Source organism: Fundicoccus ignavus, from assembly GCF_009659375.1.
Classification (GTDB): Bacteria; Bacillota; Bacilli; order Lactobacillales; family Aerococcaceae; genus Fundicoccus; species Fundicoccus ignavus.
Window position 1 is genome coordinate 1 of record NZ_WJQT01000022.1, and the last position, 12809, is coordinate 12809.

Below are 12809 nucleotides of genomic sequence, written 5' to 3' on the forward strand. Positions count from 1 at the left end.
GTTCAGTTTTCAATGAGCTTTGTCCGATTGGAAACGCTTCGTTTCGCTTCGTGACAACTTCTATATAGTAGCATGAGTTGCTTATTTATGTCAAGCACTTTTCAAAAATTCTTTAAAAAGTTTTTTTCTCAACTACCTCTCTTGCGTGCTTGTTTTCGTAATTGCAAGGTCTTTATCATAACATGGTCTTTAGTTTCGTGTCAACAACTTTTTTTAAAAGTTTTCAACCGTTTCGCATGTCACTTAGACAGAAGATTTTGTTTAGTTTGTGTCGCCTCGTGACGACAAGAAATAATATAACATGGATTATGATTATGTGTCAAACATTTTTTTGTTTTTTCTTAAAAAATTTTAAATATTAAAAGAGAGCCTCTAAAATCAGAGACTCTCCTCGATTAAATAGATGATCTTTTGTGTGACTCAAATAGTCATATGTACCCGAACCTTCACTCCTTTTCATCTATTTAACTTCCGTGAAAATACCTTCATATAGTAGTACTGATTTATTTCTTACTGTAATGCTACGGAGTTTATTTTTGTTAATTCAAAACTGTCTTGGTTCTAATTCTTGATATACTTTCCTTTTCATCAGAATCTATATCAACTTAAATTTTAAATCTTGACACTCTAAATCTAACTTTCACTTCATATATATCCGTCAGTACTACTTAGTATCCTCACTACCACACGAAGAAGTATTCTACCTCTCCTGCATCTTTATAATAACATGAAAACGCTAACATAACAACCGTTTTAGCTTTTTTTAATATTTTCTTTACTTTATATTTAAAAAGAACCGCAAAAGCGGTTCTTTCGTTTTAGATTATTGTAAACGTGAGTTTAGTTCTGCAGCAAGCTCTTCGAATCCTGGCTTACCTAACAATGCAAACATATTGCGTTTGTAGTCTTCTACTCCTGGTTGATCAAATGGATTTACGCCATTTAGATAACCTGAAATCGCAACTGCTTTTTCAAAGAAGTAGATTAATTGACCTAATGAATGCTCATCCATAGCAGGTATGTTAACTAGTAAGTTAGGTACATTCCCATCTGTGTGTGCTAACAGAGTCCCTTGGAAAGCTTTTTTATTTACAAAATCAATCGTTTGACCTTCTAAATATTGTAACCCGTCTAAATCTTCTGCCATTGCTGGAATTGTCATTTCATGTCTTGGTTTTTCTACATTCACTACAGTCTCGAATAAGTTACGTGTTCCATCTTGAATACTTTGCCCGATTGAATGTAAGTCTGTAGAAAAGTTTGCACTTGCAGGGAAGATCCCCTTACTATCTTTACCTTCAGATTCTCCGAATAATTGTTTCCACCACTCACCAAAGTATTGTAATGAAGGCTCGTAATTCGCTAAAATCTCAACATCTCTACCTTTACGGTATAACATTGTTCTTAAAGCGGCATATTGATAAGCTTCGTTTTCTTCAAGTTTAGATGAACTATAGTTGTTCATTGCAAAAGCTGCACCTTCCATTAACTTATCAATGTTACCCCCAGCTACAGCAATTGGTAATAAGCCTACTGCTGTTAATACAGTAAAGCGTCCACCTACTCCATCTGGAATAACAAAAGTTTCATAACCTTCTGTATCTGCTTCACCCTTCAAGGCACCACGAGCTTTATCTGTTGTAGCATAAATACGTTTAACCGCTTCTTCGTGACCATATTTTTTGATTAGGATCTCTTTAAAAACTCGGAATGCGATTGCTGGTTCTGTTGTTGTACCTGATTTAGAAATCATATTAATAGAGAAGTCACGGTCTCCAACTAACTCTACTAAGTCTTGAAGATATGTAGAGCTAATGCTGTTTCCTGCAAAGAAAACTTGTGGATTGCCTTTTTGTCCCTTATGAATATTATAAAAAGAGTTGTTTAAAAACTCGATTGCAGCACGTGCACCTAAATATGAGCCACCTATTCCAATTACAATCAAAACTTCTGAATCTTGACGGATTTTTTCTGAAGCTGCTTTAATTGCTGCGAATTCTTCTTTGTCATAATTCTCTGGTAAATCTACCCAATCAACAAAGTCACTTCCTGCACCTGTTTTTTCATGTAGTTGTTTATGTGCTAATTCAATATAAGGTGCTAATTGAGTTAATTCATGTTCACGATAAAATGGTGTTGCTTTTGAATAGTCAAATGTCAATTTTTCCATTTGTGTTCACTCCTCATTATTTATCTTAATAATATTTCAATACATTTTAAACTCTTACTTTATCTGTAAAATCGTCTTGTTCTATTTCCTTTAGCGCTTCATCAATCCAGTGCGGCAATTTTTTAGCTAAGCTGCTAAATCCGATATTGGGTGTGTAACGTTTTCGACGACGTTTAGAACGTGCGGGAAAAGGAGGTGTATTCAACTTTTGTAATACGCGCATTGATAAACTTATCTTATTTGTGAATTCATCAATATCAATGATCATTACTTTTAATTTTTGACCAATTTTTACAAAGTCATCAATTTCAGTCATATAACCATGACGGCATTCCGAGATATGAATAAGTCCCTGTTCAGTATCTGATAGACTTATGAAAACACCATAGTTCTGAATACCTGTTACTTCACCTTCAATAATGTCGCCAATCTTAAAATTTGTAGTCATTATTGATTCTCCTTTTAAGTGAAAATTATTTTACAGTAATGCTTTCAATCAGAATTTCTTCTTGTGGTTTATCCATAAAGCCAGTAGGTGTATTCTGAATGGCTTCAACTACTTCCATCCCTTTAACTACGTGCCCAAAAACTGTATGTTTTTGATCTAACCATGGAGTTCCGCCATTTTCAGCATAAGCTTCAATAATTGGTTCAGGGAACCCTGCACCTTTTAATTGACTTAACATTTGTGCGGGTACGTTAGGTGCAGTTACGATAAAGAATTGGCTTCCGTTAGTATTTGGTCCAGCATTTGCCATTGATAATGATCCATATAGGTTGAATAACAATGGAGTAAACTCATCTTCAAATGATTCTCCATAAATACTTTCTCCACCCATTCCTGATCCAGTTGGGTCTCCTCCTTGAATCATAAAATCTTTAATAACACGGTGGAAAATAATGCCATCGTAATAGCCTTTTTTCGCTAATCCAACGAAGTTAGCTACTGTTTTCGGTACTAATTCTTCAAATAAAACTAGCTCAATATCACCTTTATTAGTATGTACTACAACTGTTGACTCTACATTACTTAGGTTTAATTGTGGAAATTGTTCCATATTGTTGTATGCTCCTATTCTTTTTTTATAGTAGGTTCATTGAAAAATAAACACTCATTTACATTTTACACTAAAAGTAAAAAGATTTTAATAGTTATCGCGCTTTATTTTTGATATGATTGATTTACATCAAATAAAATTTATATAGAAGGATAATGATTCAGTATGAACTTACCACTAGTCACGGCTTTTATTGCAATCTTCTTTACACAACTAATCAAATATCCCATCTCTTTCCTTTTTAATAAAAAAGGTGCAGAGATAGATATTGTTACTTCAACGGGTGGTATGCCAAGTTCTCACTCAGCTGCTGTTACGAGTTTAATCACTGCTCTTATTTTTGAATATGGTTTTTCATCTCCACATGTTGCAATCGCAACTATCTTTGGTGTGATTGTTATGTTTGACTCGATGGGTGTTCGCCGTCAAAGTGGCGAACAAGGTATTGTGCTTGATATACTTGCAAAGAAACATCTACAAGAATTAAATCAACAAGTTAATCAGTATAACTCAACGTCAGAAGAATCCTACAAGGAAAATCCTGTATTAAACCAATATGACATTGAAGATTATGAACATATGATTATAAAAAAATATTTAGGGCATAAACCTACAGAAGTTATAGGTGGCATTATGACCGGAGGAATTGTAGCCTTTGTCTGCCGAATGATTTTTAATTAAATTCTACTAAAGCTACCAATGGTAGCTTTTTTTTGTAAATTTTTTAATAATATTTTGCAGCAGTGAAAAAACTTGTTATAATTCAAACAAGTACTTTTCGTAATTAACGACAGAAAGAGTGATACATTGATTTCCCATGAAGAGATGTACGATATTACCATCATTGGTGGCGGTCCCGTTGGGCTATTTGCTGCTTTCTATGCTGGTATGCGTCAAGCTAAAATAAAAGTGATTGATAGTTTAGAAAATTTGGGTGGCCAACCTGGGCATCTTTACGCCGAGAAATTAATTTATGATATTCCTGCTTATCCAGCGATTTCTGGACAAGAACTTACAGAAAACTTAATTAAACAACTCGAGCGTTTTAACACTAGTTTCTGTTTAGGTGAAGAAGCACTTCGAATTGATAGATTTGAGCCAGAAGTTGATGTGCCTTATTTTGAAATTGAGACTACTTCAACAATCCATTACTCACGTTCAATTATTATCGCTGCAGGTAACGGAGCATTCCAACCTCGTCGATTAAATCTTGAAGACTCAAAAAAATATGAGCATAGTAATTTACATTACTATGTTAATAATTTAGAGCAGTTTAGAGATAAAGTGGTAGCAGTTTGTGGTGGTGGTGATTCTGCTGTTGATTGGGCGTTAACTTTAGAGCCCATTGCGAAAAAAGTATACATCATTCATCGTCGCAACAAGTTTCGCGCTTTAGAGCATAGCGTAAAACTGATGGAAGACTCCTCGATTGAAATTCTTACCCCTTATGTTCCGTCAAATATTGAGGGTGATGAGAGCAAACTAAATAAAATCATCCTTAATGAAAGTCGTACTGACAATTATTTGGAACTTGAGGTTGATAATTTTATCGTCAATTATGGTTTCTCAACTTCAATAGGTAAAATAAAGTCTTGGGGCTTAGAAACCAAACGTAATGCGATTCTTGTAAATCAGCAATTAGAAACAAATATTCCAGGCGTTTATGCAATTGGTGATATTGCGGAATATCCTGGTAAGGTCAAAATTATTGCATCTGGTTTTGGTGAAGCACCACAAGCAATTAATAACGCTCTACTCTACATCGATCCAGAGAATACTACCCCGTCCGTTCACAGTACAAGTTTATTTGAAGGAGAATAATATTATGAGTCCGAATGAAAAATTATTGAAACAAAATATATTACGCAATCATGCGATTAAATTATTAAATGATCGCGGTGTTGAATTAAAAGATATCTCGGACATTGTGTTCGATTTACAAAAAAGCTATGTTGATGACTTAACTCATGAAATGTGTTTACATAACGTAGAAAAAGTATTAGACAAACGAGAAGTACAGAATGCTGTAATTACCGGCATTGAGTTAGATATTGCCGCAGAAAGTGGCCATTTATCTCCTGTTTTAAGTGACTTGTTAATGAGAGATGAAGGATTATATGGTATTGATGAAATACTATGTCTCAGTATCGTCAATGTTTATGGCTCGATTGGTTTAACTAATTTCGGTTACGTAGATAAAATAAAACCAGGAATTATAGGGAAGTTAAACGATGAGAAAAGCAATTGTTGCAATACATTTATTGATGATATTGTGGGAGCTTTAGCTGCAGCAGCTGCAAGTAGAATTGCACACGCTCAGCCTCAATTAGAAGATTTGAGCCGTTAGGCGTTTAAGAACGAAAAAGAGATAAGCCAATGTGGCCTATCTCTTTTTTCGTTTACTTGACGGTTCATATAAATACAGTAAACCGTGTAAGGTAGATAATCACTTCATAAATCAATATGGCAACTACAAATAAAATCATAAATAAGCTTTCCGGCAGAACCGTAATCACAGGATCAGTTACAGGACTAAATAACCATAAATCATTTCTAAACAATATTTGATGGAACAAAAGAAAAACCTGATCAAAAGCAACTACTATTAGAAACAAAAGAATTAGAGGAAAAGCAATCGCTATGATAAACCATCTTCCCATCCAAGGCTGAAGCTTTTGCTTATGTATCCATAGTATTGTGATAACACTTGCTATGACTCCTACAATCGCAACTACGAAACACATTAAGAATAAAAATTTAACTTCTTCAAAATGGAATAAACCATTTTCTGAGCTACTAAAGTAAGGCATCTCTAATGCTTCAATTGCTGGATTAACTAAATATGAAATCAATACATTATAATTCTCCATCAATTGTTCATGGCTCAAACCAGACACAGCACTCAAATCAAACCATTTAATTGCTAAGCTATAGAAGATAGGCGATGTGACAATCACTCCTGATATCGCCAATGTTAAACTCGTAAAAATAAACAACATTGTCGCAAAAAATTGCTTCAAATAAAATATTACCATTAATTAAACTCCCACTCTGACAAATCATTTAGTACATATGTTGGAGGAGTAGGTAATTGAGCTACTTCCTCAGCTTGTGTAACACCAGTTAAAACTAGCAATGTATCTACTCCAGCCTTTAATCCAGCTAAAATATCCGTTTCGTATTTATCTCCAATTAACAACACTTCGTTCGCACTCAATTTCAATTTCTTCAAAGCAGCTTCGACAATTAAAGGATTAGGCTTACCAGCTACTAATGCTTGTTTACCGGAAGCAACTTCTAAGAACGCTGTTATTGCACCTGAACTAGGCATTATTCCCTTTTCAGTTGGTATAGTTTGATCGGCATTTGTCACTAAAAAAGCAGCTCCATTACGAATCGCCATAGCTGCAGTAGCTAATTCTTCATAATTTGTTTGGCGATTCAGACCTTGTACTACAACATCAGCTTGAGCATCATTCACAATTCTAAAGCCAGCTTGTTTTACTTGATGGTGTAGTGCTCTTTCCCCAACTACAAAAATATTTTTATCTCGAAAATTTTCTTTCATATAGCTCAACAAAGCCTCAGTTGATGAATATACATTCTCTTGTGATACCGGCAAGTCGTAATCATTTTTTAAATGGTTCACAATTTCTTGTGGTGTCCGTGTTGCATTATTAGTTAAAAACACATACGCATCATTACGTTGATTTAATCGGTGGATAAATGTTTCTGCGCTGGGAATACGTCTTGTTCCATAATATGTTGTACCATCTAGATCAATTAGGTAACCTTTATATTTCTTCAACTCTTCACTCCTAGCAACTTCCACTTTATTTCCCATCCGTTTTCTTCTTAATCACAAATGATTTCTTACTACGTGTTTGTCTCTTATTAGATTGTGCCTGTGAATTAGAATCATTCGATTTGCCAACATTCACGCGTTTAACTACTTGTTTTTGTTCTGTCTTGGTATTATTTTGCTGATTAGCTTGATTTCGAATTTGAAACTCTTCTTTACTTGTCGTTTTATTCTGATCATTTGAATTTCTTGGTCGATTATTCCGTTTACGACGACGGGAACTTGAAGTGAATTCCGCCTTTTTAGTTGATACCTGACTATTATTAGTAGGTACCACTTCAGCTAATGGAACAGCCATATTCTGACTTCTCTCTAAATATTGTTGGTACTTTTCTAAAGCTGAATCTTTTGCAATAACAAAATACTGACAGCCAAAATTACAATATTCTTTTAAATAATCATCTAAAAAGTTAATTTGTTGATCACGTGGCACTTTCCTTTGATTAACTTGGTAAAAACCTCTCAAACGTAATTGTTCGTAACCCCAGTCTCCAACTATAAAGTCAAACTTTTCAAAATACTCTTGATAACGTTGTTCAAAAGCTTCTAGTTTAAATCCCTCTCGATAATCTACAACAAGTTGATAAACTTGATTTTTGATTTGAATATGCTGCTCATCAATTTGGTGAATATCTTTATTAATATCTAAATTATCTGTCGCAATATCAGTTAATATTGATTCTAATTGATGCGACATTTTATTTTCTTCTTGTTTAGTCATTTATTAATCCTTTCCAACTGTTGTTATTGGATATTTGTTTTGAATATAATTCGATACAATATGACGTAGAAAATCCGGAAATAATAACTCCGGTGATCCGTAAGTAGCTATTGTAGAAAAGAACGGAACAAACCAATAATGGTCCACCGCTGCTACTCGATATGTTCTATCTGCAACAATAGCTTTTCCTTCTGCATACCACTCTTGAGTTTTTGAGTTAAATTCAATTCCTCTAAAAATAATTTCGCCAAATATTTTGCCACGAAAACCCATTCCATTTATTAATCTGTGACGTAAGTCTTCTTCTTGAGACTTCATCTCTTCAACCATTTCAATTAAGTGTTCCCCTCGAAAAGTCATGACAATTAAATGCATCGAATGCGGTAAAGCTTCGTGCAAATCATTTTGAGTTACAATCCCTTTGGGTAAATCAGATAGGAATAAACCCGTACTTAAAACACCAAGTGTGGTACTCGTTTTGTCACAAATTGCATCTAATGCTAATTGAATAAAAGAATTCTCTCCCTCACTTCGATTAGCAGTATATAAATGTGGTAATTCTGCCAACTTTTGACTCTTTAACATTTGCCGGCCTCGCAATTCATAACTATCTGAAATGGGAATTTCAGTTAAGTCTCTCAATTGTTCGATCGTTGCGAGGTGACAATTAATATCTATCCTTCGTTTGGTTTTACGCCAAAGCTTGCCAATTTGCTTATCAGGAATTTCCAGTTCAATCAGACCAACATACTCCCCATAACGTCCCGCAGCAGCTATGGTAGCTTGCTTAACTACCTCTCCATCTTGTAAAACATGGTGTGTATGCCCACCTATAATTAAATCGATTTGGGGATATTTTGCCGCTATTAATCGATCATCTTTTAACCCTAAGTGAGATAATACGATCACTACATCAACGTTGCGACTTGAATTTTGAATACTCCGTAATTGTTGTTCTAAGGCATCATAAGGATCAATCAATTCATACTGATTCAGTGTATAAGTTGCATAAGGTGCCGTCAAGCCTATTAACGCAATTCGCAAATCTTCAAAATCTCGATAAACTATTGAACTAGCCCATTTAGGATAATTATAAGTACGACTATCTAACAAGTTTGCTAAGGCTACTTCATAACGAGACTGGGAATACAAATAGGATAATTGATTATTAGTAAAGTTCAACCCTTCATTGTTCCCTATCGTAACCACATCATAACCAACTTCATTAAAGAGGTCGACCATAATCATTCCCTCCGTTGCTTCTACCATCGGATGAACAGTATCCAACGCATCCCCTATATCAACTAGTAAAAAGGGCGCTCTTTTCTCTATAAAAAATTGTTTCTGAAGGTTTAAGTATTGTTTAATAATCGGCCAGTTCTCTAAATGACCGTGTAAATCATTGGTATGTATGATATTTAACTTCATCCTTGAGCGCCCCCTTCGTTTGTTATATTATATCAAAATTCACGACGATTTCATTAACATAGAGAAAAATAAGGCTTTATTCACGTAAGGTGAATAAAGCCTTTTAAAGGAATACTATACTGATGCTGTAATGAGTGATCCTAGTACAATTAATAAGACAATAGCTAAGATTCCAACTCCAGCCAAAGGTAATATGTATTTATTAGGTATCTTAGGAATTGGATAAGTAATGATATACCCCCCTGCCAAAGCAACAACTACTAAGGCAAAAATATATTGAAAGATAGTTAAGCTCATCGTATAGCCTAGTAATGAAATTAATGGTAATACTACTGCTGACGCTTGTAACGGTAAACCTTTATAGGCGTTATCCGGCATTTCTCCTAAAAATTGTTCTGAACGATTAAAGTGAGCCAAGCGAATAGCCACTGCGAGTAAATAAAGAGCCATAATGAATACTCCCCATACAGACTGGAAAGTTAATTGTACTAATAGTACTGCAGGCAATAGGCCATAAACAATCATATCTGCTAAAACATCTAACTCTAATGCAAACGACACTTGAGCTTCATCTTGTTCATAAGTAGCCCCTAATCGAAATGTAAAGATACCAATGATTGCTGATATGATTAAAGATACCAATGCATACTGTGTTTCATTTATGACAGCAAAGCCAACTCCTACTGCCCCAAAGAATAATCTTAATAAAATAATAATATTCGATTGATGTAGATTTCCAAGAAACATGTGATCCACCCTTTCTATATAACTAACTTTTTATATTCACACTTTCATTCTACTCTCTTTTAACCGCTTTACGCAAGCGTTTCCTACTCAATTCATCATCTTTAACATAACTGTAACCAAGATAGACCTTCAAATTATAAAAATCATCAAATTTACTGAACTTGATTCGTTTTTTATCCATAGATGATAATTTTCAACACAATATTAGGCATTAAATTATTTAACAAGCAAATTAGAAACCTAGTTGATACAAATTTCAATCATTTGGATATAATTGGGTTATACCGCCCTCTTTATAAAAGTATTGATCCTCATTAGAGTTATTGAAATCATTATGACTTCTTTATCCAAAAAAGTCGTTCTTTAGGATGCTCTTGTGCAAGTCTTAGTTTTTTTAATTAAACTATTTCTCGTAACTTACCGTGCTGGTTTTTAAAATTGGTACTGTTACAACAACTCAACCTCCATCGCTTGAGTTAGAAAAGCACGAAATTCAATGAGGATTTGAAAGCGACCTACTCCTTGAAAAATCAACTCAACGAACAAAGCAAAGATGCAAATCACCTCTAAAATTATTATCTCTTATACCGTAAAATTGACGATTCATACTAATTACTTCCTTATACATTTATCTAAAACAAACAAAGGAACTGTGTGTAAATGCTTACGACAATTGAATTATGTGTTATAATTATCTCATGGCATGTAATGAGAGCTACAAGTAAAGATTATTTTGACTAAAAACCCAAAGAGGTGTTAAATATGAAATGGAAAATAGTGACTGATTCAGGATCTGATATCAGAAAAATTGATCATTTAAATGATGATGTGGCATTTGAATCCGTGCCATTGATGCTCAACATTGGTAATAAAGTTTACGTCGATGACGAAAATGTTGACCTTGGTTCTTTAATGGATGCAATGGAAGGTGAAGCAAGTGCGTCATCAAGCGCATGCCCCGCTCCAAATGCATATGCTGAGACATATAAAGGCGCAGATAATGTTATAGTATTTACATTATCTTCCAACTTATCTGGTAGCTATAATAGTGCTTCTTTAGGCCGAGATCTAATCCTAGAAAATAATCCTGATGCAAATATTTTTGTTTTCGATTCTCTTTCAGCTGGGGCTGAAATGAACCTTTTAGTACGCAAAGCAGCTGAATTAGCTAATCAAGGTTTAGAGTTTGATGAATTAGTGAGTCAACTAAAAGCCTACCACGCTAATACAACCGTTGCATTTTTGCTAGAGTCGGTTGACAACTTAGTAAAAAATGGACGAGTAAATAAAATTGTTGGTCAAATGATTGGTTTACTAGGCATTCGACTGGTTGGCCGTCGAACTGATGAAGGTAGAATTGAGCTGGCGCACAAATCAAAAGGTAACAAACGTGCAATGCGCACTTTAATTGATGAACTTGTTTCAAATGGTTATCGCGGTGGCGATTTAGAAATTACTCACGCAGCGAACCTTGAAACAGCCGAAGCTGTAAAAGCAGCACTTCTAGAAAAGTTTCCACAGACTGAGATTACAATTCTACAAATGAGTGGCTTATGTAGTTTTTATGCTCAAAGAAAAGGTTTAATTATTGGATACCAAACAATATAAAAGTAAGCAAAAACACGACGATAAGTTGACAAATGCAGTAACTTATCGTCGTGTTTTATTTTTTGGCGTTATTATGCGTTTTGTTGAATAAATTCTAATACTTTACTTATGTAAATCTTCAATTCCGGATCATGATCAAGATAAGTTTGATGCTTACTTTCAGCAATTAGAATCTGTTCTACGTTTGGTAAATAAGTTGCGGCTGTAAATATCCCTTCTTTTTGAACCATCGTGTCACGCCCAGCTCTTATTAATAAAACCGGCTGTTTAATACGTTTCAATCTGTCTGGTTTTAGAATCGCGTGCGTTGTATCAAATGCTGTTTTTAGCCAATTGAAACTGCCACCTCTAGTTGGTACTTTGTGCAAACGAACGTTTACATCATGATGGTAAGCTTCTCGAATTTGTGAATTAGAAATTGAGTTTTCTATTTCATTATCATAGTGCGTATGTCTTTCACTATCAAATGCTTCAGTTGTTGGGATGTATTCCCGACCCCAACCTAGTTTTGCCATTTGTTTACTAAACAGATAAGTAAAAGAACGCGGAACTTTTCCAGTATCTATTAAAAACATTGGCGTATTTAAAATAACACCATCTACCATTCCCTCAAATTGCTCAATAAAAGAAGTTGTCACAGCACCACCCATTGAATGTGAGAAAATAAATAATTTATCTTCTTTCAAAATCGAAGGTTTAACGACTTCATCAATCATAGCTTTCAAGTCTAAAACATATTCATTAAAATTCTGTGAATCAATCTGAGTCTGTTGTTCGGATAATTTAGACATTCCGTGCCCTCTTTGATCATAGATAAAAACTTGAATATTTTTTTGTAAAAAGTAATAAACAACTTCATGAAACTTCTCTTTATACTCATTAAAACCGTGAACAATAATAACATTTGCGATTGGATGTGGGAGTAAAAATTTTTCATAAGCTAATGTATAGTCGCCTCGGTCTAATCTGCCTACCTCTACTCTTTTCTTTAAGAAAGGTTCTACTTTATTTGTCATCATTTCCGTATAATTCTCTTCAACTATCCAATCGATATTAGCAATCTCCCCCTCCAAACTCAGTGGTTGTTCAGCGTGATTTTCGTTCACTAGGGGATACTTCTTATTATACTTTGTATTATAAACAGCTAATCCTCCGATAGTTGCGAGTCCAATTTTTGCTGTTGTTTTAGCGATTTTTTTTAACATAATATTCTCC

The 12809-nt window shown here is 34.4% G+C and carries 13 protein-coding genes; 4 read left to right on the top strand and 9 right to left on the bottom strand.

Annotated features, from left to right (window positions below; genetic code table 11):
• Window positions 1–823: 823 nt before the first annotated feature.
• The 3 genes from GF867_RS11375 to GF867_RS11385 are packed head-to-tail and all read right to left on the bottom strand — an operon-like array spanning window position 824 to window position 3228.
• The gene (locus GF867_RS11375; protein ID WP_153833233.1) at window positions 824–2170 is read right to left on the bottom strand and encodes a glucose-6-phosphate isomerase; all 1347 of its coding nucleotides are present in this window, start codon (window positions 2168–2170) and stop codon (window positions 824–826) included.
• A gap of 46 nt (window positions 2171–2216) precedes the next feature.
• Window positions 2217–2618, bottom strand: a complete 402-nt coding sequence (locus GF867_RS11380; RefSeq protein WP_153833234.1) for a CvfD/Ygs/GSP13 family RNA-binding post-transcriptional regulator — start codon at window positions 2616–2618, stop codon at window positions 2217–2219.
• 25 nt (window positions 2619–2643) lie between these two features.
• Window positions 2644–3228 carry a peptidylprolyl isomerase gene (locus tag GF867_RS11385; protein WP_153833235.1) on the bottom strand — a complete coding sequence of 195 codons (585 nt, stop codon included), beginning with the start codon at window positions 3226–3228 and terminating at the stop codon, window positions 2644–2646.
• A gap of 165 nt (window positions 3229–3393) precedes the next feature.
• Here GF867_RS11385 and GF867_RS11390 point away from each other — a divergent pair, with 165 nt between their 5' ends.
• From GF867_RS11390 to GF867_RS11400, 3 genes are all read left to right on the top strand, one after another.
• The gene (locus tag GF867_RS11390) at window positions 3394–3909 is read left to right on the top strand and encodes a divergent PAP2 family protein (protein ID WP_153833236.1); all 516 of its coding nucleotides are present in this window, start codon (window positions 3394–3396) and stop codon (window positions 3907–3909) included.
• A 144-nt stretch (window positions 3910–4053) separates the two neighbouring features.
• Entirely contained in the window at window positions 4054–5049 is a 996-nt protein-coding gene (locus GF867_RS11395) for an NAD(P)/FAD-dependent oxidoreductase (protein WP_153833272.1), read from the top strand.
• 4 nt (window positions 5050–5053) lie between these two features.
• Window positions 5054–5575, top strand: coding sequence for a phosphatidylglycerophosphatase A family protein (locus GF867_RS11400; protein WP_153833237.1), 522 nt, complete (start codon window positions 5054–5056; stop codon window positions 5573–5575).
• 64 nt (window positions 5576–5639) lie between these two features.
• Here the strand turns inward: GF867_RS11400 and GF867_RS11405 are convergent, their stop codons facing one another.
• The 5 genes from GF867_RS11405 to GF867_RS11425 form a co-directional block, all read right to left on the bottom strand.
• Window positions 5640–6263 carry a TIGR01906 family membrane protein gene (locus GF867_RS11405; RefSeq protein WP_153833238.1) on the bottom strand — a complete coding sequence of 208 codons (624 nt, stop codon included), beginning with the start codon at window positions 6261–6263 and terminating at the stop codon, window positions 5640–5642.
• Window positions 6263–7072 (bottom strand): TIGR01457 family HAD-type hydrolase, encoded by an 810-nt coding sequence (locus tag GF867_RS11410; protein ID WP_253940819.1) that lies wholly within the window; start codon window positions 7070–7072, stop codon window positions 6263–6265. The genes GF867_RS11405 and GF867_RS11410 overlap by 1 nt, the downstream gene beginning before the upstream one ends.
• A complete protein-coding gene (locus GF867_RS11415) occupies window positions 7062–7811 on the bottom strand; it encodes a YutD family protein (protein ID WP_153833240.1) in 750 nt (249 codons plus the stop codon). The genes GF867_RS11410 and GF867_RS11415 overlap by 11 nt, the downstream gene beginning before the upstream one ends.
• A 3-nt stretch (window positions 7812–7814) precedes the next feature.
• Window positions 7815–9239: a bifunctional metallophosphatase/5'-nucleotidase gene (locus GF867_RS11420; RefSeq protein ID WP_153833241.1), complete on the bottom strand. Its 1425-nt coding sequence runs from the start codon at window positions 9237–9239 to the stop codon at window positions 7815–7817.
• Between the two features lie 114 nt (window positions 9240–9353).
• Window positions 9354–9986 (bottom strand): CDP-alcohol phosphatidyltransferase family protein, encoded by a 633-nt coding sequence (locus GF867_RS11425; RefSeq protein ID WP_153833242.1) that lies wholly within the window; start codon window positions 9984–9986, stop codon window positions 9354–9356.
• 762 nt (window positions 9987–10748) lie between these two features.
• Here GF867_RS11425 and GF867_RS11430 point away from each other — a divergent pair.
• The gene (locus GF867_RS11430) at window positions 10749–11594 is read left to right on the top strand and encodes a DegV family protein (RefSeq protein WP_153833243.1); all 846 of its coding nucleotides are present in this window, start codon (window positions 10749–10751) and stop codon (window positions 11592–11594) included.
• A gap of 71 nt (window positions 11595–11665) precedes the next feature.
• On the opposite strand, the gene GF867_RS11435 is transcribed toward GF867_RS11430, so the two are convergent.
• On the bottom strand, window positions 11666–12799 hold the full coding sequence (locus tag GF867_RS11435) for an alpha/beta fold hydrolase (RefSeq protein WP_153833244.1): 1134 nt from the start codon (window positions 12797–12799) through the stop codon (window positions 11666–11668).
• Window positions 12800–12809: the final 10 nt, after the last annotated feature.